This is a genomic window from Pseudoalteromonas sp. FUC4 (assembly GCF_008370255.1).
GTDB lineage: Bacteria > Pseudomonadota > Gammaproteobacteria > Enterobacterales > Alteromonadaceae > Pseudoalteromonas.
In genome coordinates, this window is record NZ_SEUI01000001.1 from 330,182 (window position 1) to 355,259 (window position 25,078).

The window sequence follows — 25,078 nt, forward strand, 5'->3', positions numbered from 1 at the left end:
AGGCATTAATTGCTTAGTGTTGTTCTTGGTGCGCTTCTTTAATCGCAATAATATCGTCAATTTTTTCTATAAATAATTCAACTAATTTAGGGTCAAAGTGTTCACCGGCTTGTGATTGTATATGTTGAATTGTTTTTTCAACACTCCAAGCTTCTTTGTAAGGACGTTTCGAAGTAAGTGCATCAAATACGTCAGCTATAGCTACAATTCTACCTTCAATTGATATATCTTCGCCTTTAATTCCATTAGGGTAGCCTGTGCCATTCCATTTTTCATGGTGCTCAATAGCAAGTGTATGAGCGAGTTGTAATAATGGTGAAGAGGAGTTTGCTAATATTTTCGCGCCAATTATGGCGTGCTGTTTCATATGATCAAATTCTTCAGAAGTTAACTTTCCAGGCTTGAGTAAAATGGCATCTGGGATACCTATTTTTCCTACATCGTGCATTGGGGCAGCTTGGCGTAGTAATTCTGCTCGTTGCTCATCCATACCTAGTGCTAACGCTAATACCTTACTGTATTGGCTCATACGGACTATATGCTCGCCAGTATCGGTATCTTTATATTCAGCAGCACGGCCTAAGCGTTGTACTAAATCTACATGAGCTTGTTTTAATTGCTCTGCCTGCACCAGCGATAAGTGTGTTTTAACTCTTGCTCTTACAATAGCGGGGCTTATTGGCTTAGTAATATAATCTACGGCACCTAACTCAAAACCTTTATATTCATCGCTTTCATCGCCAAGCGCAGTAACAAATATAATGGGTATATGTGATGTTTTAGGGTTAGCTTTAACTATTTGACAGACTTCAAAACCATTCATATCTGGCATCATTATGTCGAGCAAGATTAGCTTTGGTAATTCTTTTTCAAGTAATGCCAGTGCAGCGTCACCCGATTTAGCAAACGACATTCTGTATTGATTACCTAACACTTCGCGCATTACTTTTAGGTTTGCAGGCTCATCGTCAACAATTAATACTCGTGGTCTATCTGACGTAAAGTCCATTAATTAATACTCATAATTAGTTAGTTTTTCAAGTAAGATTTCTAGTATTACGTGTGCTTTATCAAAATCAAATTCATCAAAGGCCTCGGCTATATCATCAACTTCATTTTTATAAATAGAAGGTGTGCCGCGTTGCAGTTTTGCTAGTAGTTCATCATTTAATTCTGCATTTTGTGCATCTTGATAAAGTATTTCACACAATGACTTAACTTCATCGATTGATAGCGTGTCTGAACTATTACCTTCAGAGTTACTACTTGGCTTATCGCAGGTATTTGATGACAGCAGTTGTGAGATGACAAGTAACTCGCTTTTTATATCGTCTAAAGTACTAATAACTTTAGCATCACTTTGCTTTTGCTCTAAATCCGTTAATAACTTCATTAATGTTATTAGACCTAAATTACCAGCAACACCTTTGAGTGTGTGAATGAGACTATCGGCATCTTTTATATTTGATAATTTATCATTAAAGAGTGTCTCGAACCGCTTATTACTATCACTAATAAATTTAGTAATCTCGGTAAGCTGCTTACATTTAGAGCCCCAGAGTGCGAGCCCTTTTTCAAAATCTATGTGCTGTGCTTTAGGATCGCTTTGCGATATAACCATTTCTTTTGCAATACCAAGGCCAAGTACTTGTGCTATTTCTTGGTTTAACTGATTTATATCAATGGGTTTATTTGCAAAGCCATTCATGCCTGCTTTTTTAGCCGTGAGTTTATCTTGCTGTAATACACTGGCTGTAAGCGCAATAATTGGCGTGTATTTAATTTGTCTTTGGTTTTCTATTGCTCTTATTTTTTGTGTTGCTTGTATGCCATCACACAGTGGCATATGGATATCCATTAAAATGACGTCAAAGTCTTGTTCTTCAAATATTTTAATCGCTTCAAGTCCGTTTGATGCCTTGGTAACTGCATGTTGATCGCGTGACAGGAGTAAAGAAAGCAGTTCTGTATTTTGCTCAATATCGTCAACGACTAGCACTCTAAGAGCGGGTAATTGAGTGTGTAGGCCATCAAAATGATCTATTTTAGTTTCGTCACCTAAAGTAAGCGGCAATGAAAAGTAAAAGCAGGTGCCTTTACCTAGTTCACTTACTAAGTTTATTGTTCCGCCCATAAGCTCTACAAGTTGTTTACTTATGGTTGTACCAAGGCCTGTACCACCAAAGCGGCGCGTAGTAGTGCCATCGGCTTGTTCAAAAGGTTGAAATACAGCTTGAATACGATCTTTTGCAATGCCAATACCGGTATCTTGTACTTCAAAAAACAGATGCTGATTGTGTGTCACGCCAACGGTTACGGTAACAGAGCCTTTTTCGGTAAACTTAATAGCGTTACCAATTAAATTAGTAAGTACTTGCCTGAGTCGATCTGGGTCGCCGTAGTACGTCGCACTTACTGATTCTTTAATATGAAGTTTAAGTTCTAAATCTTTCTTTTTAGCTTCTAGCCAAAAAGTAGAAATAATACTGTCTATCACTGTTTTTAAGCTAAAGTGGACTGGCTCAATAGTGAGTTTACCGCGTTCTAGTTTTGCAGAATCAAGAATTTCATTTAACAATCTTAGCAATGAACGAGCTGCATTATTTACCGTAACCAAGTGCTTTTGTTGTTCTTGATCAAGTGGGGTATCCATTAATAGATCGCTAAAACCTATTATAGAATTCATTGGGGTTCGTATTTCATGGCTCATATTAGCCATAAAAGATTGCTTTGCATGAGCGGCTTCTTCAGCTTTAAATTTAGCCTGCTCTAGTTTTTCTTCATATTCTTTGCGTTCTGTAATATCAACTAAAACGCCATCAATCCACTTTGGGTTGCCTTGAGCATCAAAGTCGATACTCCCTTTATCTAACAGCCACAAAATTTTGCCATTTCTGTGTCTAATTCGGTATTCAATAGAATATTGAGACTTTGCATCAACAGCTTTAGAGACTTCATCAACTATTTGTTTTTGGTCTGTTTTCAAGACCAAGTCATTAAACTCGATACAATGCTCTGTAAACTCATTTGGGTTATACCCTGTAAGCTCACTTATATTTGGACTAATAAATAACATCGTCCAGTTGTCATCAAATTTGCATCTAAACGCTACTCCGGGCATGTTATCGATAAGAGAGCGGTATTTTTGTTCTTTCTCTTCTAAACTTTGTTGCAAAGCGCGTTGTTCAGTCAAGTCGGTAATAAAGCCAACATATAAAGGGTTATGGCCCGGCTGATTTACTTCGCCTATACCTAAGCGAATAGGAAAAACATGTCCGTCCATGTGTTTTGCATATACATCACGGTTTATGCCTATTATTTTACCTAGATCAACATTGTGAGCGTTTAAGAGGTATTTGTCGTGATGCTTGGCAATGTCATCGTCCATCAGCATTTTTACGTTTTTTCCTTGAACTTGGCTTTCTTGCCAGCCAAAAATTTTACTTGCGGCTTCATTAAAACTTAAAATAATACCAGCGTGGTCAATGGTAACAATGCCATCTATAGCGGTGCCTAAAATAGCATTTAGACGGGATTCTTTTGCCGACTTATCCTCAAGTAACATGCGATAGCGAACCATACCATTTATTACACCAACCACGCTTGTAATCGCGATAGTTGCTGTGGCGACTGCAATGGCGATAAAAGTTAGTCCTGCGGTTGCATTAGCATCATCATAGATTAGTGGCGATGTAGCTACAAAACGCGTAGCGGCCATACCCATATAGTGCATACCAGCAACAGCACACCCTAAAATAACAGCGCTAATTGAGTTATTTTGAAGAGGTGATAAAGAGGGTAAAAAACGCTCAAGATTAAAGCGACTGTAAAGGGCTATAAAGGACAGCGCTACAGCGACAATGATTGATAACGCAAATATCATTGGATCATATCTAAGTAAAGGAGCAAGCTCCATTGCAGCCATGCCGCTATAATGCATAGTGCCAATACCGGCTCCTAGTAACACGGAGCAAATCGACAATACTTTTAGATTCCCTTTACTATTTACTAGCATTGATACAGCGTACTGACATGCTATAAATGCTGGTATAAAAGAAAGTAAAGTAATTGTTGGATCATAATCAATATTAGTACACAGTGAAAAGGCAAGCATACCAATAAAGTGCATACTCCAAATACCAGCTGAAAAAACAGTAGCAGCGGTCACATTTGCCAAACGTTGGTAGCTAGGAAATTGAGTTTCTTTTGCGAGATCTATAAGTCGAATGGTGAAAAAGGCTGCAAAAATAGCAATTAGCAATGACATTGAAACTAATAGAGGATCGTAAACGCCATTAATGATTAAGCTAGGATCTTGGTCTGTGATAAAAAAAGCTGATAACATAATGGCTCAAAATATAATCTTTATTTATCAAGTTTAATCTAATTAATTAATAAATAAACTGTTAATTCAGTGAAGTGATTAAAATAACGAATTTATTACTTTTCATTTTCTTTTATTTATCAGGGATTAGTTTTTTAGTTGGTGTTTTTTATTCTAATGTATTGCCTGTCACAGGACTAAGTTAGATTTATATGGTCATATTTTAGTTTCTATCGAGTAACCTTAATAAAAATAATGAATTGGCTTAACTAAGCGAAAAGTACACTTTATTTGGTTTTATTAATTGCTGGTGAATTTTCTCGTAGCAATATTATTAATGAGTATGAAAGTGTTTGAATATCAGTTAAAGAAAAGTATAAAACGTAAAACAGTTGCCATTAAAGTACATAACAAGAAGGTGACTGTATATGCCCCTCAGTTTGTTAGTAATAAACACATCCAAGAATGGCTTTTTGATAAGCAGGTGTGGGTAAATGCTCAATTAACTAAACAGCACAATATTGCTGATAGCAGACAGAACCCGCTCAAAGACAAACAAATTTTAATCTTTGATAGCATTGTGAACATAGAATTTAAGAAAGGTACTAAGTCCGAAGTACTAAACTGTGTCGACAGCTTGCTTATTACGCACTCTTCGCGCGTTAAAAATACTTCGCAAAAATATCAGCAACTTCTTGAAGAATATTTAAAAGAGCAACTAACTGCATATATAGAAATGCGTTTAGCGTACTTCTGCGCACAAATGGGTGAAGAATTACCTACGAGTCTAAAAGTAGCTATTTATAAGAGAAAGTGGGGGAGCTGTAATAGTAAGCGAGAGCTAACATTTAATTTGCATTTAATCGGAGCGCCTTATCATGCTATTGATTATGTGATTGTCCATGAGTTAGCGCATTTACGTCACTTAAACCACAGTAAAGCTTTTTGGCAGCACGTTGAGCGTTTTTTTTCTAATTATAAAGCATCATCAACATGGCTAAAGAAAAACGGTATGAGTTTACAGTGGGTATTTTGAAGTTAACCTGAATATAGGAATATAGGAATATAGGAATATAGGAATATAGGAATATAGGAATAGTAGAGAAGTGGTGGAGGGAGCTGGATTCGAACCAGCGAAGGCTGAGCCGTCAGATTTACAGTCTGATCCCTTTGGCCGCTCGGGAACCCCTCCACACTAATTTTATTGCATTTGGCCCCACTTAACTTAGCGGTTAGAAAAGTGGTGGAGGGAGCTGGATTCGAACCAGCGAAGGCTGAGCCGTCAGATTTACAGTCTGATCCCTTTGGCCGCTCGGGAACCCCTCCAATGCAACGGCGCTGATAATAGCAAATTGCGTATTTAAGTAAAGAAAAAAGCTAAAGAAAATTGAAATAAAGCCGATAAATATCTATCAGTTACCACAATCGACTAAAGACTATGCAAATAGATGATTTGTTAATCACAGAGAGTCAGTTAAACAATAGACTCAATAATAGTGTGCATGAAAATCGTCGTGGCGAATTTTCACTATTATTAGCAATGTTGTCACATGACGCACTCGATTTTAGTCAATTTCATTTACCAAAAACTGAAATAAATAATTTAGTTGTAGAAGAAGAGGCATTAAGAAAGCAATTTGGCGCAGGTCCAAAGCAACTTTTAGCCCCTGATGAATATAATATGGTGGTTGGACAATTCAATGCTGCATTAATATCTCAAGAAGGAGAGCGTAGCGGCATGACGAGCATCAAGCTAATACAATGCTTAAACCCTGAACCGCTTGCGATTAGAAATGATGATAAGCATATTCCATTTCATATAATAGATAACTGTGAACTTGCTGTCAGAAGAAGAATTAAAAGCGAACAAACACAACTAGCGAATCCCCCTATAAATGCAGCTGCTTTTTACGACAGCCTTAATAATGATGCAATACATCAACCACTTCATCTTATTGCGGTGTGATATATGATTGTAATAATCATCAGTTAATATATGCTTTATAACGGGTCTGCTTTATATATTTGCTAATAATTGATTTAATGAAAAAAAAGCATCCAAAAATTAAATGCAATTGCTATAATGGCGTCAAATGGTATGACATGAAATGCCATTATCATTAAACCAAGGTAATTAGGAACGTAATGAAGAAAACATTCACGCTAAATCACGAGAAAATCAAATACCCTCGTATGGTTGATGCTGCAAAGCACGAAGTGAAAAAATATTTGAAAAGAGAGCGTAATAAAACGCTACCTGAAGATGCTGACTATTGGGCATTTGACTGTAAGTTTGGTAATACAGCTGAAGATGCGCAAGTTGTGCACGTTGCTGAATTAAGTAACCAAATAGGCGAAATTGAAAAGCAAGGTTTGACCTCTTTCTATGTAGAGATTTTAGCTCGACCTGCTCAGCGTCAACAGTTAGATTTAGATGATGACGAATAATACTTAATTTAATTAAGTATTCTAAGTTATAAAAGTGAGCCCAAGTGGCTCATTTTTTGTTTTCATGTCTTAAATATTTTCGATAAGTCATTTTCACTGGCAATTAACTAGCTCTATTACCTGTTAGCATTTGCATAACAAAACATCGTGATATAGGGTGTATTTAATTAAAAAAATAAAATAGTTGTACCATGCCGATAAATTACTCTGATCATCAATTAAAATTAAGCTTAAATAACTCTAAAGTGCTTGTAGTTGACGATCAGCTATTGAGCCTCATAGTATTGAAAAAAATATTATCAGAGCATTTTCATGTAACAACAGCTGGAAGTGGTGAAGAGGCAATTGAAATTTGTAATGCAGAGGTACCCGACATAATTCTACTCGATATTAATATGGGGGGAATGAGCGGTATTGAAACATGCTTAAAATTAAAAAATAATACTGAAACACAAGATATCCCGGTTATTTTTGTTACATCCTTTGAAAACGAAGAGAGGGAGTGCTGGGAAGCCGGAGCTGTTGATTTTATTAAAAAGCCAATTAATACAGAAACATTATTTAGAAGAGTTCGTGCCCATATAACGTTAAAAATACAGCACGACTTACTCAATCAAAAAGTATTTTTAGATGATTTAACTAAAGTGTTTAATCGGCGTTATTTTGATGCGCACTTTAGTAAAATGGAGCGAAGTGCTTTACGAGAAAAAGTCGATTATGCACTACTACTTATCGATATAGATTACTTTAAGCAATACAACGATCTTTATGGACATGTACAAGGTGATACGGTCTTAAACCTTGTTGCACAAACCATTACTAATAGTTTACAAAGGCCGACTGATTTTGTTGCGCGTTATGGCGGCGAAGAATTTGTAGTTGTTTTACCTCATACAAGCACTGAAGGTGCAATTTGCGTTGCCGATAAAATCAAAAAAAATATAATCGACTTAAAAATCCCTCATAAATATTCAGAGTACGGCTTTGTTACCATTAGTATTGGCGGTTCAACATTACAACCTTACGAAAGTAATAAAAATACGTTACAGATCGCAGACGAAAAAATGTATGAGTCTAAAATGCAAGGGCGTAACAAAGTGTGCTTTTAAGCTGAGCTAGCTAATAAAGCTAGTGATACTTAAACACACTTTATAGGTAATCAAATAAATTATTACAAGCTATGACATTTTTTATATTTTTTATTACTACCGCACGGGCAATCATCATTTCTGCCCACTTTAATATCTTCAACTGGGTATATAGCACCATCTAAATAACGCCATTTGGAATTTTCTTTAATAAACTGCGATTTTTCGTGAAGTTCACAAAATAAGTTTTGATAAAAATATTGGGCTTTAAATTCTACATTGCCAATGTCTTCATCATAGCTTGAACTAATTACATCAAGATTGATAAACCGACAACTGTTAGCAAAATCATTGATTTCTTTAACAGGGTTTTCCGCTTGTTTTTCTTCAGCGTAGGTCTGATAAACATATTTTGCATTTTTAATAACATAGGCACTAAATCGTGAGCGCATAAGTTGTTCTGGAGTGTCAGCTTGCTTAACAGATAAGTGAAGCGGCTCGCAGCAATTGGCATAATCGTACCCACTGCTGCAAAAACATAATGTGGTATTGAGTGAGGTCATAATAATAATACATAGTCTAAAACATTAGTTTAACAAGCTTGTTGGGCGAGTGGTATCTCTGTTGTTTGAGCATTTTTAGTAAAACAGTATAGTTTTGTATTCGTTTTACTCAAATCGAACGATAGATTAGTAAGTAATTGGTTATTAACTATATCGGTCCAGGTAATTACGGCTGCAAAATTCCCGTTATGTAATGCAGAATTTAATACATACTCTAAATTTACTAGGTGTTTTTGCCTAATTACTAAGAGTTTACTTGTATCAATTGAGCATGAATCAAGTAAAGCTTTACTCGGTACATGATCTGGAGCAATTAGTAACGTCCAAGCATTAGAGCTATTGTATTGGTGTAATACTTTTAAAAGCTCAAAGGTCGCTGAAATTTCATCTTCAATCTGAATCAAATTTACGCAATCGCTTTGCTCATCTTGTTGGTAACTTTTAACTGTTCTTACGGTAATAGTCTGTAACATAATTTCACTCACTGGGTTTTTATACAGTATTTATATACAGTAGTTTATACAGTGCTTTCGTGCAAGCCTTTTATGCTATTTATTTGTACAGTTATTCAGCCTTTGATCATTGTTTTTATTTTTTTAATTTATAATTCTTTATTAATCAGCTTGTTATGCGGTTATTTTTGAGAAGGTGTTCTAAAAATAAATTTTTAAGTAGTGTCTTAATTTTCGGGTTTTATACTGTATAGGCCTATTGCTACGACCATATACAGTACTTTCAAACACTGTATACAGTACTTTTTCCATAGTTAGTCTATGTGTTTTCACTCGTGCGAGGGATCATATGAGAAAACTGGAGTTGATGGATTTGTTCGTACAAACTTGCTGCATAACATTGGGCATCTTTAAATCGCTTAGTTTCAATATGCTTACGTATATCTGTAACCGCTGCAGTGGCGGGGGCGTATCCCTGACTACTTGCTAAGCTTAACCAAGCTGCAGCATGAAACACACTTTGTGGCACGCCTTCACCTTTTACAAAAAATAAGCCCAAATAAAACTGTGCTCTATGGTTTCCGGCCATTGCAGCAAGGCGCATCCATTTTACAGCCAATGGAGCTTGATTATTTTTTAAATAGTATAGGGCTTTATTTAAAGTATTTTGCTCATTTTTTTTATTATCAATAGGCACAGAAGTATTTTCAGGCTGAGTCACAAAACCTAAAATATTATCTAGCTGTTGCTCTAAGTCTTGCTCGCAAGGTGTTGTTTTAAGCATATTGGTTAATTTATTATTTTAATTACTTTAATAGTTTAGTATATAGCAAGGTAAAATGTCCTGTAAAAGATAATTTTTATGTTAAAATCCCGCCACTTTTTACTATCACAAGTTTATTATGTTTGAAGCCTTATTTAAACTGAGCGAAAATAATTCAACAGTTAAACGCGAGTGCGTTGCTGGCCTAACTACCTTTATAACTATGGTATACATTGTATTTGTAAACCCGGCTATGCTTGCTGAAACAGGGATGGATCAAGGGGCTGCATTTGCAGCAACATGTATAGCAGCTGCAATAGGCTGTTTCATAATGGGTTTGTGGGCAAATTATCCATTAGCATTAGCACCAGGTATGGGACTAAATGCTTTTTTTACTTATGGTGTCGTATTCGGCATGGGTTATACTTGGCAAGCCGCGTTAGGGGCTGTATTTATGTCGGGTTGTATATTTTTATTTTTAAGTTTATTTAAAGTCAGAGAGTGGATTATTAATGCCATACCTCTTGTGCTCAAGCGAGCTATCGCGACGGGTATAGGTGCTTTTTTAGCATTAATTGCGCTTAAAAATGCAGGCATTATTGTCTCAAGCCCTGCAACATTGGTGCAGTTGGGTGACATTACATCTCCTGGACCGCTATTAGCTATATTAAGCTTCTTTGTAATCGCAGCGCTTTTATACCGCGATTTTAAAAGTGGCGTACTTATTAGTATTTTATTAGTGACCGGTATTGCTCTAAGTTTTGGGCTTGTTGAATATCACGGTGTTATAGCTATGCCACCATCAATAATGCCTACATTTATGCAGCTAGATTTTGCAGCCGCTTTTGATATATCAATGATGAGTGTTATTTTTGCCTTCTTATTTGTCGATCTTTTTGATACTTCAGGTACGTTAGTTGCTGTAACCCAAAAAGCGGGTTTAGCGGATGAAAAGGGCAATATGCCTCGTTTAGGACGCGCATTAAGTGCTGACAGCTCAGCAACTATCGCAGGTGCAATGCTAGGTACATCGACTACTACATCTTATATAGAATCGGTTGCTGGTGTATCTGTTGGCGGACGTACTGGTTTAACGGCTGTAGTTGTAGGTATTTGCTTTTTACTAATGATGTTTTTTGCACCACTTGCCCAAATGGTACCGGCTTATGCTACGGCAGGTGCTATTTTGTACGTAGCTGTACTGATGCTACAAAATTTAAAGTTTGTAAATTGGGATGATATGACCGATGCAATTCCTGTTACTGTGGTATTACTAATGACACCATTAACGTTTTCGATTGCTCACGGTATTGCACTTGGCTTTATATCTTACACCGCGGTTAAAGTATTGTGTGGTAAAAAAGATCAAGTCAGTATTAGTGTTTGGATATTAACAGCCTTGTTTGTTTTTAAGTTTGCATTTTTGTCTTAATGGCTAACGAAAAATAAAAAAAGCCTGCAAAAATTTAATTTGTGCAGGCTTTTTAATGCTTTTATAAAAAACTACCATTTCTTTTTCGGAGCAAACAATATGTCTAAATCATCTTGCTCAGCTTCTGTTTTCTTTTTAAGTGCGCTTGCGTTAGAAGCTCTTAGTTCTACACTTATGGCTTCTAAGTAACCTTCAACTTCCAGGCGTTTTGCTGTTACATATTCGTCAGAATAGGTGACTGCACTGAGTGTTGCTTGCGCTTTTTCAAAGTACTGTCTTGCAGAGCCAACCATACTGGCTGAACGGGCAGACAAACCACGCTTTATTTGGCTTTCAATATTAATACGTAGTTGTAGTTTTTCGAGGCGTTTATCTTCTAAAACAAAAACTTGGCTATTAATACGACCTTTATTATGTTCAGAGCGTAAAATTGAGCGCAATTTTTTGATGCCTTGAATTAGGCCAACAAGTTGTTTGTCATTATTGGGTAACGCTAGGGCTTCACTGCTGTTGTCTAAAACTGCATTGGAGAGGTGCGTTTTAGCCTCACCTAAGCGGCTTTTAAGTGCTTTAGATGTTGGCGAATTAGTAACCATCGTATTTAATGCTTCGTAAATACGGCGTTGCAATACACGGATTATATTTTCAGAAAGAGGTATATTGGCACTATTCATTAGCGCTTCTTCTGTTTCTTCTATTATAGCTTTTTGTTTTGTAAGCTCTTTACGTCGTTCTGCTTCTTGTTTTTCTTTGTGTTGTTGTACAGCACTTACCCAAAGTGCAATCACAATCAATGCAACTATAAGCACTATTATAATAGAAACGATCATGGTGTAATTCTCGGATATATAAGCTAATTTTATAATCTTACATTAAATATGTGCTGACAGGGTAGCTTTGCGCCGATTAACTTAAAAATATACCAAAAATTGATAGGTTCAGCCCTTTATAAACGGTAGTAAGCCTAAGGGCTTATAAATTTAAGCTGAATAATCATCGCTACCTCAAGCATATTTATTATGCTAGCCTTGAGCTCTAATCAGATAATTGCATACCTAAAGCCTTAAAGTACTATTTTATGTAAATAACACTTGGTTTTAAGTGGTATTGCCTTTATAAATAATATGAATAATAACGTTAAAATTTGCAGCCATGAAATTACAACAACTCAGATACATAGTAGAAGTACAAAATCATAAATTAAATGTTTCAGCGACTGCTGAGAGTTTATTTACCTCGCAGCCAGGAATTTCTAAACAAGTACGCATGCTAGAAGATGAGTTGGGTGTACAAATTTTTGGCCGCAGTGGTAAGCATTTAACGCATGTAACGGGTGCTGGCGAAGATATTATTAATATTTCTCGCGAAATACTCTCTAAAGTAGAAGGTATTAAAGCAGTTGCTAATGAACATACGTTACCTGATCAGGGTAAGCTAAATATAGCAACTACACATACCCAAGCTCGTTATGCTTTACCAAATGTTATTCAAGGGTTTATGAAAAAGTACCCTGCGGTATCACTGCATATGCATCAAGGCACACCTCAGCAAATCTCTGATGCTGCAGCACGTGGTGATGCAGATTTTGCTATTGCTACAGAAGCGCTGCATTTGTATTCAGATTTAGTTATGTTGCCTTGTTATCATTGGAATCGCAGTATAGTGGTGGCTAAAGATCACCCACTTGCTAAAAAAGCAGATAATTTAACTGTTTCTGATATTGCTCAATACCCTCTAATTACTTATGTATTTGGTTTTACGGGTCGTTCGGAACTTGATAAGGCATTTAGTGCTCATGGTCTTGAACCACACATTGTATTTACCGCAACCGATGCAGATGTTATTAAAACCTATGTACGGCTAGGGCTCGGCGTAGGCGTTGTTGCGTCTATGGCTATTGATCAGTTAAGCGATACAGATTTAGTGTGTATAGATGCTAGTCACTTGTTTGAAGCAAGTACGACTAAAATTGGCTTTAGAAAGGGCAGCTTTTTACGTACTTACATGTATGATTTTATCGAACGTTTTGCCCCGCACTTAACTAAAGAGCGCGTAGAGCGAGCAAGCTTGTTACGTAACCAAGATGACGTAGATAAGTTATTTGCAGATATAGAGTTACCCGTTAAATAGCTCTGAATTAACCTGAGCTACATTTCACGAACAATAAAAAAGCTGCCTATTTTAAAATAGGCAGCTTTTTCTTTTTATAGCGAGCTGATTAACATTCGATAATATTAACTGCTAATCCACCGCGAGCGGTTTCTTTGTATTTGGTTTTCATATCGTTGCCGGTTTCAAGCATGGTTTTAATCACTTTATCAAGTGATACCTTTTGCTCGCCACTGCCACGAATAGCTAAACGTGAGGCATTAATTGCTTTAATCGCGCCCATTGCATTTCGTTCAATACACGGCACTTGTACTAAGCCACCAACAGGGTCGCACGTGAGGCCTAAATTATGCTCCATACCAATTTCTGCTGCGTTTTCTACCTGTACAACATTGCCACCAACAATTTCTGTTAATGCGCCTGCAGCCATAGAGCAGGCAACGCCAACTTCACCTTGGCAACCCACTTCAGCACCCGATATAGAGGCATTCTTTTTATATAAAATACCAATAGCAGCAGCCGTTAATAAATAACGCGTGGCTATATCGCGGTCTACTTCTTTCACAAATGTGTGATAGTACATAAGCACAGCAGGTAAAATACCCGCAGCACCATTAGTTGGTGCGGTAACTACACGGCCACCGGCAGCATTTTCTTCGTTTACGGCAAGGGCAAATAAATCAACCCAGTCCATTGCACGAAGTGGATCGTTACTGACCTCTATATTTAGTTTTAAGTATAAGCTGGGCGCACGGCGTTTTACTTTTAAGCCGCCAGGTAAAATACCTTCTGTACGCATACCACGCTCAATACAGGCCATCATTACTTTCCAGATATGAAACAACGTGTCTTTTATTTCATCTTCAGTGCGCAGTGTTTTTTCGTTTTTCATCATCAAGCTAGATACACTCAAACCTGACTCTTTACACATTTCTAGTAGCTCTTTTGCGCTACTGAAAGGGAAAGGAGCTGGGTTTTTTTCTCTAATATCAAGGGCTGCTTGTTTTTCGTTTTCAAACTCTTCGTCAGTCACAATAAAGCCACCGCCGATAGAGTAATAAACTTTGCTGTAAACTTTTTCGCCGTTGTTTGAAGCGATAATTTCCATTGCATTAGAGTGCTTAGGCAGCGTTTTGCGACGATGAAAAACAATTGCACCTTGTTTTGGAAACTTAGCTTTATGTGTCTTGTTTAAATAAATAACTTGGTCATTTTCGATAGTCGCCAAAATATCATCGACTAAATCGGCATCTATTGTTTCAGGATCGTAACCGGCTAAGCCTAAAATTACTGCTTTCCCAGAACCATGGCCAACGCCTGTTTGACCAAGTGAGCCGTAAAGCTCTACTTTAATATCGGTAACATTTGCTAATAATTGTTGTTCTTGTAGGTCATTAACAAATAAGCGTGATGCGCGCATTGGGCCAACGGTGTGTGATGACGAAGGGCCAATACCAATGCTAAACATATCAAATGCACTGATCATAATGTGTGTGTCTCTACTTTGTTTTACCAGCACTAAGCTGCTCTTTGAACGGTCGAGCATGATAACGTGGAATTAAGATTGTGTAACTACTAATAATGAAGATTTAAACTGGTAAGGCGAGTTGTTTTGTAAAGTTTTTTATAATGCTTGCAGTCGCACCCCAAAGTAAACCGTGTGGGGTTTTAAAACCTTGCAAAATAACTGTTTTTCCAAATCGTTGAAAAGGCAAAGGTTGCCAGTTAGCTTCGTTATTTAGCTCGGTAACAGAAAGCAAAAAACTTGCTTGTACTTCATTGTAGTCATTTTTCCAGGTGGTATCTTTACTAAGTAACCCCACATACGGGCTAATACTAAAACCCGTTAAGGTTGAATACTCAGGTAAGTGGCCTAATACGTTTACGTTACTCGGAGTAATATTTAGCTCTTCTCTTAATTCGCGAAGTGCTGTGGTGCGAAGAGTTATATCGCTCACTTCAAACTTTCCTCCAGGTAAACAAATTTCCCCAGGGTGATGGTGTAAATAAGTAGGGCGTTTACACAGTAAAATATGTGCATGGTTATCTATATCAATAATTGGCAGCATAACAGCGCTAGCGCGTTTTTTACGCGTGTCTTTTAACTGGTTTGGCGCAGCTGTAGGACTTAACAGAAACCGCGCCATAATGTGTTCACTATTCAAAGCGACCTACTGTTTTAATAAAGGGAGGATTTTATTTACTTTATCGTAAGTTTCTTGATATTCCAATTCGACTTTAGAATCAGCTACTATTCCGCCGCCTGCCCAGCAGTAAATTTGCGCTTTGTGGCACACCAAGGTGCGAATAGTGATACTGGTGTCCATATTTCCACACGCACTTAAATAACCAATTGAGCCACAATAAATGCTGCGGCGATGCGGCTCTAGTTCTTCAATTATTTCCATCGCTCTAATTTTTGGCGCACCGGTGATTGAGCCACCCGGAAAAGCCGCTTTTAGCTGATCGACCGCTGTTTTACCTTCATCAAGTTCTGAGGTGACCGTGCTTACTAAATGATGCACTGCCGGAAAGCTTTCAATAGCAAAAAGGGAAGGGACATGAACGCTGCCTGGTTTTGCTACTTTGCCTAAGTCGTTACGTAGTAAATCAACAATCATTACATTTTCAGCGCGATCTTTAGCTGATGCTGCGAGTGTTTGGGCTTGGCGTTGATCCTCCAGTGCATCCGCTTTTCGCGGCAGTGTGCCTTTAATAGGTTTGGTTTCTACAACGTTATTATTTACAGATATAAAGCGCTCAGGGGAAATTGATAAAATAGCCCCTTGAGGGTGATTTATAAAGCTTGAAAACGGCGCTTTATTTGCTTCACGCAATTTAATATAAGCTGTCCAAGGTGAGCCTTCAAACTGAGCGTTAAAGCGCTGCGCTAAATTAATTTGGTAACAATCGCCACTTTTTAAATACTCCTCAATTTGGGCAAACTTTGCAGCGTACTCCGTTTCGCTCATATTTGATTGCCAGTCGCTGTTTAGGGCAAAGGACTGCGTATTAACTTGGGAGTTAACGTGCGTATTTAAATATTGCTCATAAAGCGCTAGTCGATCGGTGTTTGGCTGCGATACATAAAACCAGCTTTGTTGCTTCTTGTCGTAAATAAGGGCATCTAAGTAAAGGCCAATAGCCATTTGGGGAAGATTAATGTCTTCAATAGCATGAGTGGGGATGTTTTCAATTGTACGCCCTAAGTCGTAGCCAAAGTAGCCAAGCCAGCCGCCGTTAAAGGGTAAATCGTAATCGGCTTTTGTTTTGTCAAGGCGTGAAAGCTCATTATTCATAATTTCAAAGCAGTTATCACTACTTTCTATATTATTTAAAAGGCTTTTATTATTTTTTACTTCAAGGGTACTTTGTGGCTCAATGGCAACAATATCAAAACGACTGTTTATATGATTACTATTTGCAGAATCTAATAGAATTGCATAGGGCAAATGTGAAAAATGCGCAAAAACGTCAATGCAGTTTTGTGTTATGCCTAATTTAATACAATTTTTTTTATTGTTTAGCATTTACTGCCCCTTTAAGAACTGGCTCGAAACGGGCTGGGAGGGTATCATAAGTCAAATTTTTTGGCAGCACTAAGCTGCAAAAAACAGTGCAAACCACCGTCACCGGTTTGATTTAGATTACGCGACAACGCGTAACGGTAACTTAAGGAACCACTATGAGTACAATTTGTCAGCAAGACTTTATTGATAGCATTGAAGATGCATTGCAATATATTTCGTTCTATCACCCACTTGATTTTGTTCAAGCACTCGAAAAAGCGTACAACAAAGAACAAAGTAAAGCGGCTAAAGACGCCATTGCACAAATTTTAATTAACTCACGCATGTCGGCTGAAGGCAAGCGTCCACTTTGCCAAGACACCGGTATTATTACCTGTTTTGTTAAAGTAGGTATGGATGTTAAGTGGGATAAAACAGATTTAACCGTTCAACAAATGGTTGATGAAGGTACTCGTCGTGCGTATTTGAACCCAGATAACCCTTTACGTGCATCTATTGTTGCAGATCCTGCTGGTACGCGTAAAAATACTAAAGATAATACGCCTTCGGTTGTGCATATTGATTTAGTAGCGGGTGGAAAAGTAGAAGTAATGGTTGCGGCTAAAGGCGGCGGCTCTGAAAACAAAAGTAAAATGGTTATGCTAAACCCATCAGATGATGTTGCTGCATGGGTAGAAAAAACACTACCAACAATGGGTGCTGGTTGGTGTCCGCCAGGCATGCTAGGAATAGGTATTGGTGGTACGGCTGAAAAAGCAGCAGTAATGGCTAAAGAGTCGTTAATGGATCCGGTTGATATCCATGAATTAATGGAACGCGGCGCAGAGACAACTGAAGAAAAACTGCGTTTAGAAATTTTTGACCGTGCTAATAAATTAGGTATTGGCGCACAAGGTTTAGGCGGTTTAACAACGGTTGTTGATGTTAAAATTAAAACAGCACCAACGCATGCAGCTTCAAAACCTGTAGTAATGATCCCAAATTGTGCGGCAACTCGCCATGTACATTTTACGCTTGACGGTTCTGGCCCTGCTAATTTAAAAGCACCTAAACTAGAAGATTGGCCACAAGTAACATTTGAAGTGGGTGAAGGCACACGTCGTGTTGATTTAAATACACTGACTAAAAAAGATGTTCAAGAATGGAAAATGGGTGAAACCGTTTTACTTTCGGGCACTATTTTAACAGGTCGTGATGCAGCGCATAAACGTTTGCAAGATATGATCAACTCAGGTGAAGGTTTACCTGAGGGCGTAGACTTTGATAATAAATTTATTTATTACGTAGGCCCTGTGGATGCGGTACGCGATGAAGCAGTAGGTCCTGCTGGCCCTACAACAGCCACTCGCATGGATAAATTTACCGATATGATGCTAGAAAAAACAGGCATTGTAGGCATGATTGGTAAAGCTGAACGTGGCCCTGCAACGGTTGAGTCTATTAAAGAGCATAAATCTGTTTATTTAATGGCTGTAGGCGGTGCAGCTTACTTAGTATCTAAAGCGATTAAAAAAGCGCGTGTTGTAGCTTTTGAAGATTTAGGTATGGAAGCTATTTACGAATTTGAAGTAGAAGATATGCCAGTGACTGTTGCAGTAGACAGTGAAGGCGCCAATGCGCATACACAAGGCCCTGCTATCTGGAAAGCTAAAATTGAAGAGCTTGATAGCAAGCTAAAATAACGTACGTTTTGTATTTTTAAAAAGCGAGCCTAGTGCTCGCTTTTTTGTTTTTTTAAATAGAGTTATTAGTAAGTTTACAGCTCTGACCAGTTTGCGAAAAAGCTCACTTTTTACTGAAAACCTATAGGCAGCAGTACGTGTCGGGCAAGTAGCACTTGTATATTAAACTTTACATGCAATCGCTGTATTACGTGTACGTAAACGTAAGTTAGTGAGGTTCTTATATTTATAGTATTTAAAACTTACAAATGACGGTTTTGTGAATTTTTTATCTATATAAAAGTTTTAATTTGGTTATTTAATTTAAGCTTAATGTTTTCATTGGTTTTATCATCTGTGAGTATAGCGAACACGTATATGAAGTGATAAAGTCTCGGCAATTTCCTGCGCGCATACCCTCTCACGGGTTAACTATTTCGGAGTATTTTAAGTGGCTGTGTTTAATCGAGTTGAATTTGATAACCATGAACAAGTGGTTTTTTGTTCTGATGAAGAGTCGGGTTTAAAAGCAATTATTGCTGTACATAATACCAACCTAGGTCCCGCAGTTGGCGGATGTAGAATGTGGGACTATGCAAACGACGAAGATGCTGTTTACGACGTGCTACGTTTATCAAAGGGCATGACTTATAAAAATGCAGTTGCGCGCTTACCATTTGGTGGCGGTAAATCTGTAATTATAGGTAATGCGAAAGAAATTAAATCTGAGCAATTATTCCGTGCATTTGGTCGCCAGTTAGAGCGATTAAATGGCAGCTATTACTCAGCAGAAGATGTAAACATCACATGTGCTGATGTAGCTATTATGAATAAAGAAACTAATTACGTACTCGGTCTTGAAGGTAAAAGCGGTAACCCATCGCCATTTACTGCATACGGTACGTTTTTAGGAATTAAAGCAGCGCTACAGCATCAACGTGGTCATCAAAATTTTGCAGGTGTGAAAGTAGCAGTTCAAGGTTTAGGTGCTGTTGCTTATGGTTTATGTAAACATTTACATGATGCGGGTGCTGAGTTGTTTGTAACTGACATTAACCAAGCTGCCATTGAGCGTGTAGTAAGTGATTTTGGTGCAACTGCGGTTGGCATTGATGACATTTACGACTTAGATGTTGATGTTTATGCACCGTGTGCATTAGGCGCAACCGTTAACGATTCAACGATACCACGTTTAAAAGCGACTATTATTGCAGGCTGTGCTAATAATCAGCTGGCAGAATCTCGCCACGGTGAAGTTATTCGTGAAAAAGGTATTTTATATGCACCAGATTACGTAATTAACGCCGGTGGTATTATTAATGTTTATTACGAAACAGCGCCAGAAGGTTACAGTGCAGCAGCGTCTAATAAACATGTTGAAGGTATTTTTAATACGTTAACTGAAATTTTTGCTCGCAGCGAAAAAGAGCAAAAATCAACGCATTTAATTGCTGACGAATTAGCGCAAGAGATCATTAAAAACGGTCTGTAATTTAAGTTCTAATTTACATAAAGGTGTGCAATTGCACACCTTTTGTTTATCTATAAGTTAAGGGGGGTTGAGTTTTGCAGATTTAACCTTAAAAGATCAACAGACCCTAATGCAATTATTACTGAACAGCGGTACACTTTATTTTTAATTTTGTGCGGCAAATTATGACTCCCTCAACTTCTCTCATGCAGCCCATCGATTTAGATAATTGGCCTAGAAAGCAACACTTTGAATTATTTAAACACTTTTCTCAGCCTTATTTTAATGTGTGTGTGCGTTTAGATGCTCAAGCACTTTACGACTATTGCAAAACCAATCAATTTTCTTTTTTTCAAGCGTATGTATATTGCACCTTAAAAGCGTGCCATGAGTACGATTCAATGATGCTACGTATAATAGATAGTAAGCCATGGCTACTTAACAGTGTTCGCGCAAGTGTGGTTGAACTATCTGAAAACGATACGTTTGTTTTTAGTTATTTTAATAGTACAAGCGATTTTAAAGAGTTTGCAAATCATGCAAGTGACGTGAGTAAAAAAGCGAAACAACAGCCATTATTTTCTGATGCATTTGCCCAAACAGAAGGGCAGGCAGATTTAATTCATATATCAGTTTTGCCGTGGCTGAATTTTAGTGCGTTTTCGCATGCATTTAGTGAAGGGGAAAGTTTAGGCATTCCTAAATTTGTATTTGGTCAGTTTGATAAACACACAGGTACAATGCCTTTAGCTATCGATGTACACCACTCATTAATGGATGGTTTGCACGTAGCGAAATTTATAAACACATTACAGGGTACATTTGATACCTTTTGCAAAGGTTAACTTTAAACACATCAGTAACGGCAGTGCAAAGCAGTAAACAATTTATAAGTAATCTATAAGCAATCTATAAGTAATGCGATGTAAATTACTTTATATTCAAATAGATAACCTTGTATGCTTGAAAAACACGTGTGCTGGACATATTTATTTACCATACCTTAGCTCAGGAAATCCCCATGATAAATGGACTGTTAATTGTTGTTTTAATTCTTTTTGTGGTGATTTTCTGGCGTTGGCCATCAATTCAAAACCGATTATGGCGTAGTAAATATAAAGACTTTGCTTTAAATTCGCAGCAAAAAGATATTTTACTGCGTTGCATGCCCATCTATAAAAAAATGACCGATGCCGACAGAGAAAAGTTAGAGCGACACATAACGTGGTTTTTAAATGAAAAACGCTTCGTCGGTTGTGATGGCTTAAGGTTAACGTCTGCAATGAAGTTAATTGTAGCCGCTGATGCGTGTGTATTAGTGCTTAATAAGCCTTGGCCGTTATATAGAAATGTAAAAGAAATTTTATTATACCCAAGTGCTTATTATGCTCCGCAATCAACTCGCGATAGTGCAGGACTTGTGAGTTACCATAATACGGTAAGACTAGGCGAGTCATGGCCTGGCGGCACGCTCGTTTTAAGCTGGCATGACGTGCTTGAAGGTAATCGCTTGCCAAGTGATGGACATAATTTAGTTTTTCATGAATTTGCGCATCAACTCGATCAAGAAACAGGAAAAACAACAGGCACGCCACTTTTAAAAAGCTCAGCAGATTACAAAGAGTGGGGCCGAGTATTTAGCCGCGCATTTACTCAGTTAAAAAGTCATGTTGCCTATAGCATGCCGCATGTTATTCACAGCTATGGTGCGACTAATGAAGCTGAGTTTTTTGCTGTCATAACCGAAACCTTTCTTGAAAAGCCTGCGGAGCTGCGCCGTTACGATCCTGAAATTTACAGTATGCTGGTTAATTACTATCAATTTGACCCTATTGTTTGGCATTAAACCTATATAAACCGCGCTTTATCATATAACGCTGGCAAGTTGCGTTTGTTTTTGTTGCAATCATGTAAAATAGTTTTTACTGCAACAATAACAAGCGAGAAACGCATGAAAAAAATGCTTCATACAGTATTGGCGCTATCAGTGTCATTAGCGATAGGGCAAGTGAATGCTGCTGAAAAAGAAGAGCAAAAATGGCAAGTAGATTCACCTAAAGGGCAATTTGTTGACGCTGCAATAAGTGTTGAGCAAGGTACATGGATGAATATCGATGTAAGCCCAGATGGTAAAACAGTGGTATTTGACTTACTTGGCGATATTTATACTATGCCAATGAGTGGCGGTACAGCTACAAAGCTCACCTCTGATATTGCATGGCAAATGCAACCTCGTTTTAGTCCTAACGGCAAAAGTATTGCGTTTACGTCAGATCAAGGTGGCGGCGATAATATTTGGATAATGGACTTAGATGGCGAAAATCAACACGCTGTAACTGACGAAACCTTCCGATTGCTAAATAGCCCTGCATGGAGCCCTGATGGCGACTACTTAGTTGCACGTAAGCACTTTACGGCGAGTCGTTCACTCGGTGCGGGTGAAGTGTGGCTGTATCATAAAGCGGGTGGTAAGGGCGTACAGCTTACAAAACGAGAGAACGATCAAAAAGATTTAGGTGAGCCTATGTTTTCACCTGATGGTCGTTATGTTTATTTTTCGCATGATGCAACACCGGGTAAAACATTTCATTACTCAAAAGATTCTGTAGCGGGTATTTATAAAATTAAGCGCTACGACCGTGAAACGGGTGAAATTGAAACAGTAATCGATACGATGGGTGGCGCGATTAGGCCTACACCATCACCAGATGGAAAAAAATTGGCGTATATAAAGCGTGATGACTTTCAAACAAGCCTCTATTTATATGACTTAACCAGTGGTGAGCACACTAAGCTTTACGATAAACTTGAACGTGATATGCAAGAAACATGGGCTATTCACGGGGTTTACCCAACCATTGCATGGACACCCGATAACGAAGAATTGGTATTTTGGGCTGGTGGTACAATTCACAAGCTAGATGTTGCAGACAAATCCGTTAAAACCATTCCTTTTAAAGTACAAACTACTAAAAAAATTCAAAAAGCGGTGCGCTTTACACAAAACTTAGATACTGATGAGTTTGATGTAAAAATGCTGCGTAACGTGCAAGTAAGCCCCGATGGCGAAACGGCTATTTTTGAAGCACTTGGGCACATTTATAAACGCGATTTAGAGTCAGGTAAAATTAAGCGTTTAACAAAGCAAACTGATCATTACGAATTATTTCCGCAGTACTCTCGTGATGGTAAAAAAATAGTTTACACCACATGGGATGATAACAAGCAAGGGTCTGTAAGAGTGGTTTCTGCGCGCAGTGGACGTGGTGATACCATTACAACGCAGCCAGGTAAGTACGTAGAGCCTACGTTTAGTCCAAATGGTAAAACGGTTGTTTATCGAAAAGCCACGGGGGGGAGTATTTTAAACCCTAAGTGGTCACTTAATCCGGGGGTTTATAGTGTAAGCGCAAAAGGCGGTAAAAGTGAGCTTATTTCAAAAAGTGGTTATCAGCCTCAATTTGGAGATGCAAACGATCGTGTTTTCATTATGAGTCCTTGGCCAAAACCAACGCTTAGCGTAGTTGAGCTTGAAAGTAAAAAAGTTCGCAAATTGTATGAGTCAGAACATGCTACTGAATTTAGAGTCTCACCAGATGGGCAATACCTCGCTTTTGCTGAGCGATTTAAAGTATTTGTAACGCCGTTTGTTCAAAGTGGTAAAACAATTAATATTGGGCCTAAAGACAGTCAATTCCCAATAGAACAGTTATCAGTGCGTGCTGGTGAAAACATTAGCTGGAATGCTAAGAGCAACAAACTTTACTGGACATTAGGGCCTGAGCTTTATCATGCAAGCCTTGAAGGGATGTTTGCCATTAACAAAGCCGAAGATGCCGACTTTAAAGTGAAAAGTGGCGATAATATCGGTTTCAGTAAAAAAATGGCAGAGCCTAAAGGTATGATTGCGCTTACTGGTGCAAAAATTATAACTATGGACGGCGAAAAGGTTATTGAAAATGGTGTAATTATCACTGATGGCAAGCATATTAAAGCAATTGGTTCAGCCAGCGAGATAAGCATCCCTAAAGGTGCTGAGGTTATTGATGTAACAGGTAAAACTATTATGCCTGGTATTGTTGATGCTCATGCACATGGCTCGCAAGCAAGTGACGAAATTATACCTGAGCAAAACTGGAAAAACTTTGCAGGTTTAGCGCTGGGTGTCACTACAATTCACGATCCATCAAACGATACCTCTGAAATATTTACCGCAAGCGAAATGCAAAAGGCAGGCATGATTGTTGGCCCGCGTATTTTCTCAACCGGTACTATTCTATATGGCGCAAATATGCCAGGTTATACGTCGCATATTGACTCGTTAGACGATGCAAAGTTTCATTTAGAGCGCCTTAAAAAAGTAGGGGCGTTTAGTGTTAAATCGTATAACCAGCCACGCCGTGAGCAGCGCCAACAAGTTATTGAAGCAGGCCGGATGCTTGAAATGATGGTTGTCCCTGAAGGCGGCTCATTATTACAACATAACTTAAGTATGATTGTAGATGGACACACAGGTATTGAGCATTCAATCCCTGTAGAGCACATATATGACGATATAAAGCAGTTATGGTCGCAAAGTGATGTAGGTTACACACCAACACTTGTAGTGGCTTATGGTGGCATTTGGGGTGAAAATTACTGGTACGATAAAACTGATGTGTGGAATCATCCGCGTTTAAGTAAATTTGTGCCAAAAAATCAATTATTACCACGCTCTATGCGCCGCATTAAAGCGCCCGATCATCACTATAATCACTTTAATAACGCACGCGTTGCTGCGGAGCTGCAAGACCTAGGTGTACTAGTTAACTTAGGTGCTCACGGTCAGCGTGAAGGCTTAGGTGCACACTGGGAGATGTGGATGTTTGCACAAGGCGGAATGACACCGCTTGAGGCTATACGTGCTTCAACACTCGACCCGGCTAAGTATTTAGGGCTTGATAAAAACGTAGGCTCGCTTAAAGTGGGAAAACTGGCTGATTTAATGATTATAGATGGCGATCCGCTTAAAAACATTCGAGATTCGGATAAAGTAGATTACACCATGATCAATGGTCGATTATTCAATGCTGAGACAATGAGTGAAGTGGGTAAAGAAGAGCGCGAACCACTTTATTTTGAAAAACTGTAATTTATTTTAAACTTTGTTAAAGCGGCTACATAGCCGCTTTTTTAGCCTTACACAATTTATAAAGCTTTATGTTTTTGGCAAATAACGGATATAAAAAAACCGCTTA

The 25,078-nt window shown here is 38.2% G+C and carries 20 protein-coding genes and 2 tRNA genes; 11 read left to right on the forward strand and 11 right to left on the reverse strand.

Annotation, left to right across the window (positions count from 1 at the left end; genetic code table 11):
* Positions 1-13: 13 nt before the first annotated feature.
* Both EU510_RS01515 and EU510_RS01520 read right to left on the reverse strand, forming a co-directional pair.
* Positions 14-1,009 (reverse strand): two-component system response regulator, encoded by a 996-nt coding sequence (locus EU510_RS01515; RefSeq protein ID WP_149591959.1) that lies wholly within the window; start codon positions 1,007-1,009, stop codon positions 14-16.
* Between the two features lie 3 nt (positions 1,010-1,012).
* Positions 1,013-4,345 carry an MHYT domain-containing protein gene (locus tag EU510_RS01520; protein WP_149591960.1) on the reverse strand — a complete coding sequence of 1,111 codons (3,333 nt, stop codon included), beginning with the start codon at positions 4,343-4,345 and terminating at the stop codon, positions 1,013-1,015.
* A 316-nt stretch (positions 4,346-4,661) separates the two neighbouring features.
* On the opposite strand from EU510_RS01520, the gene EU510_RS01525 reads away from it, so the two are divergent.
* Positions 4,662-5,360 (forward strand): M48 family metallopeptidase, encoded by a 699-nt coding sequence (locus EU510_RS01525; RefSeq protein WP_149591961.1) that lies wholly within the window; start codon positions 4,662-4,664, stop codon positions 5,358-5,360.
* A gap of 71 nt (positions 5,361-5,431) precedes the next feature.
* Here the strand turns inward: EU510_RS01525 and EU510_RS01530 are convergent.
* Both EU510_RS01530 and EU510_RS01535 read right to left on the reverse strand, forming a co-directional pair.
* Positions 5,432-5,516, reverse strand: a tRNA-Tyr gene (locus EU510_RS01530).
* Between the two features lie 49 nt (positions 5,517-5,565).
* Positions 5,566-5,650: transfer RNA gene (locus tag EU510_RS01535), tRNA-Tyr, on the reverse strand.
* Positions 5,651-5,762: 112 nt separating this feature from the next.
* Between EU510_RS01535 and EU510_RS01540 the strand changes: the two genes are divergently transcribed.
* From EU510_RS01540 to EU510_RS01550, 3 genes are all read left to right on the forward strand, one after another.
* Positions 5,763-6,290 carry a VC2046/SO_2500 family protein gene (locus tag EU510_RS01540; protein ID WP_149591962.1) on the forward strand — a complete coding sequence of 176 codons (528 nt, stop codon included), beginning with the start codon at positions 5,763-5,765 and terminating at the stop codon, positions 6,288-6,290.
* Positions 6,291-6,469: 179 nt separating this feature from the next.
* Entirely contained in the window at positions 6,470-6,772 is a 303-nt protein-coding gene (locus EU510_RS01545) for a DUF6172 family protein (RefSeq protein WP_002961433.1), read from the forward strand.
* 191 nt (positions 6,773-6,963) lie between these two features.
* Entirely contained in the window at positions 6,964-7,881 is a 918-nt protein-coding gene (locus EU510_RS01550; RefSeq protein WP_149591963.1) for a diguanylate cyclase, read from the forward strand.
* Between the two features lie 62 nt (positions 7,882-7,943).
* Here EU510_RS01550 and EU510_RS01555 read toward each other — a convergent pair whose 3' ends face one another.
* From EU510_RS01555 to EU510_RS01565, 3 genes are all read right to left on the reverse strand, one after another.
* On the reverse strand, positions 7,944-8,423 hold the full coding sequence (locus tag EU510_RS01555) for a YchJ family protein (RefSeq protein WP_149591964.1): 480 nt from the start codon (positions 8,421-8,423) through the stop codon (positions 7,944-7,946).
* Positions 8,424-8,452: 29 nt separating this feature from the next.
* Positions 8,453-8,896 (reverse strand): SulA-like leucine-rich domain-containing protein, encoded by a 444-nt coding sequence (locus EU510_RS01560; protein WP_149591965.1) that lies wholly within the window; start codon positions 8,894-8,896, stop codon positions 8,453-8,455.
* A gap of 298 nt (positions 8,897-9,194) precedes the next feature.
* Entirely contained in the window at positions 9,195-9,659 is a 465-nt protein-coding gene (locus tag EU510_RS01565; RefSeq protein WP_149591966.1) for a tetratricopeptide repeat protein, read from the reverse strand.
* 118 nt (positions 9,660-9,777) lie between these two features.
* Here EU510_RS01565 and EU510_RS01570 point away from each other — a divergent pair, with 118 nt between their 5' ends.
* A complete protein-coding gene (locus EU510_RS01570) occupies positions 9,778-11,070 on the forward strand; it encodes an NCS2 family permease (protein ID WP_149591967.1) in 1,293 nt (430 codons plus the stop codon).
* 71 nt (positions 11,071-11,141) lie between these two features.
* On the opposite strand, the gene EU510_RS01575 is transcribed toward EU510_RS01570, so the two are convergent.
* Positions 11,142-11,900 carry a hypothetical protein gene (locus tag EU510_RS01575; protein ID WP_149591968.1) on the reverse strand — a complete coding sequence of 253 codons (759 nt, stop codon included), beginning with the start codon at positions 11,898-11,900 and terminating at the stop codon, positions 11,142-11,144.
* A gap of 322 nt (positions 11,901-12,222) precedes the next feature.
* Here EU510_RS01575 and cysB point away from each other — a divergent pair, with 322 nt between their 5' ends.
* Entirely contained in the window at positions 12,223-13,200 is a 978-nt protein-coding gene (cysB, locus tag EU510_RS01580; protein WP_149591969.1) for an HTH-type transcriptional regulator CysB, read from the forward strand.
* 88 nt (positions 13,201-13,288) lie between these two features.
* Here the strand turns inward: cysB and EU510_RS01585 are convergent, their stop codons facing one another.
* The 3 genes from EU510_RS01585 to pabB form a co-directional block, all read right to left on the reverse strand.
* Positions 13,289-14,665 (reverse strand): L-serine ammonia-lyase, encoded by a 1,377-nt coding sequence (locus EU510_RS01585; protein ID WP_149592674.1) that lies wholly within the window; start codon positions 14,663-14,665, stop codon positions 13,289-13,291.
* A 103-nt stretch (positions 14,666-14,768) separates the two neighbouring features.
* Positions 14,769-15,344 (reverse strand): NUDIX hydrolase, encoded by a 576-nt coding sequence (locus EU510_RS01590; protein WP_149591970.1) that lies wholly within the window; start codon positions 15,342-15,344, stop codon positions 14,769-14,771.
* Positions 15,345-15,350: 6 nt separating this feature from the next.
* Positions 15,351-16,709 carry an aminodeoxychorismate synthase component I gene (pabB, locus tag EU510_RS01595; protein ID WP_149591971.1) on the reverse strand — a complete coding sequence of 453 codons (1,359 nt, stop codon included), beginning with the start codon at positions 16,707-16,709 and terminating at the stop codon, positions 15,351-15,353.
* 155 nt (positions 16,710-16,864) lie between these two features.
* On the opposite strand from pabB, the gene EU510_RS01600 reads away from it, so the two are divergent.
* The 5 genes from EU510_RS01600 to EU510_RS01620 all read left to right on the forward strand — a co-directional run bounded on the left by EU510_RS01600 (position 16,865) and on the right by EU510_RS01620 (position 24,972).
* Positions 16,865-18,391 carry a fumarate hydratase gene (locus EU510_RS01600; protein ID WP_007375888.1) on the forward strand — a complete coding sequence of 509 codons (1,527 nt, stop codon included), beginning with the start codon at positions 16,865-16,867 and terminating at the stop codon, positions 18,389-18,391.
* Positions 18,392-18,821: 430 nt separating this feature from the next.
* Positions 18,822-19,862, forward strand: coding sequence for a Leu/Phe/Val dehydrogenase (locus tag EU510_RS01605; protein ID WP_149591972.1), 1,041 nt, complete (start codon positions 18,822-18,824; stop codon positions 19,860-19,862).
* A gap of 185 nt (positions 19,863-20,047) precedes the next feature.
* Positions 20,048-20,686, forward strand: a complete 639-nt coding sequence (locus EU510_RS01610) for a chloramphenicol acetyltransferase (RefSeq protein ID WP_149592675.1) — start codon at positions 20,048-20,050, stop codon at positions 20,684-20,686.
* Between the two features lie 176 nt (positions 20,687-20,862).
* Entirely contained in the window at positions 20,863-21,687 is an 825-nt protein-coding gene (locus EU510_RS01615; protein ID WP_149591973.1) for a M90 family metallopeptidase, read from the forward strand.
* A gap of 105 nt (positions 21,688-21,792) precedes the next feature.
* Complete coding sequence (locus EU510_RS01620) at positions 21,793-24,972, forward strand: amidohydrolase family protein (RefSeq protein ID WP_149591974.1); 3,180 nt, start codon at positions 21,793-21,795, stop codon at positions 24,970-24,972.
* Positions 24,973-25,078 lie beyond the last annotated feature (106 nt).

Bases quoted from the DNA above. Each gene is read 5' to 3' on its own strand.
- EU510_RS01515 (WP_149591959.1), bottom strand. From the start codon at position 1,009: ATGGACTTTACGTCAGATAGACCACGAGTATTAATTGTTGACGATGAG.
- EU510_RS01520 (WP_149591960.1), bottom strand. From the start codon at position 4,345: ATGTTATCAGCTTTTTTTATCACAGACCAAGATCCTAGCTTAATCATT.
- EU510_RS01525 (WP_149591961.1), top strand. From the start codon at position 4,662: ATGAGTATGAAAGTGTTTGAATATCAGTTAAAGAAAAGTATAAAACGT.
- EU510_RS01540 (WP_149591962.1), top strand. From the start codon at position 5,763: ATGCAAATAGATGATTTGTTAATCACAGAGAGTCAGTTAAACAATAGA.
- EU510_RS01545 (WP_002961433.1), top strand. From the start codon at position 6,470: ATGAAGAAAACATTCACGCTAAATCACGAGAAAATCAAATACCCTCGT.
- EU510_RS01550 (WP_149591963.1), top strand. From the start codon at position 6,964: ATGCCGATAAATTACTCTGATCATCAATTAAAATTAAGCTTAAATAAC.
- EU510_RS01555 (WP_149591964.1), bottom strand. From the start codon at position 8,423: ATGACCTCACTCAATACCACATTATGTTTTTGCAGCAGTGGGTACGAT.
- EU510_RS01560 (WP_149591965.1), bottom strand. From the start codon at position 8,896: ATGTTACAGACTATTACCGTAAGAACAGTTAAAAGTTACCAACAAGAT.
- EU510_RS01565 (WP_149591966.1), bottom strand. From the start codon at position 9,659: ATGCTTAAAACAACACCTTGCGAGCAAGACTTAGAGCAACAGCTAGAT.
- EU510_RS01570 (WP_149591967.1), top strand. From the start codon at position 9,778: ATGTTTGAAGCCTTATTTAAACTGAGCGAAAATAATTCAACAGTTAAA.
- EU510_RS01575 (WP_149591968.1), bottom strand. From the start codon at position 11,900: ATGATCGTTTCTATTATAATAGTGCTTATAGTTGCATTGATTGTGATT.
- cysB (WP_149591969.1), top strand. From the start codon at position 12,223: ATGAAATTACAACAACTCAGATACATAGTAGAAGTACAAAATCATAAA.
- EU510_RS01585 (WP_149592674.1), bottom strand. From the start codon at position 14,665: ATGATCAGTGCATTTGATATGTTTAGCATTGGTATTGGCCCTTCGTCA.
- pabB (WP_149591971.1), bottom strand. From the start codon at position 16,709: ATGCTAAACAATAAAAAAAATTGTATTAAATTAGGCATAACACAAAAC.
- EU510_RS01600 (WP_007375888.1), top strand. From the start codon at position 16,865: ATGAGTACAATTTGTCAGCAAGACTTTATTGATAGCATTGAAGATGCA.
- EU510_RS01610 (WP_149592675.1), top strand. From the start codon at position 20,048: ATGCAGCCCATCGATTTAGATAATTGGCCTAGAAAGCAACACTTTGAA.
- EU510_RS01615 (WP_149591973.1), top strand. From the start codon at position 20,863: ATGATAAATGGACTGTTAATTGTTGTTTTAATTCTTTTTGTGGTGATT.
- EU510_RS01620 (WP_149591974.1), top strand. From the start codon at position 21,793: ATGAAAAAAATGCTTCATACAGTATTGGCGCTATCAGTGTCATTAGCG.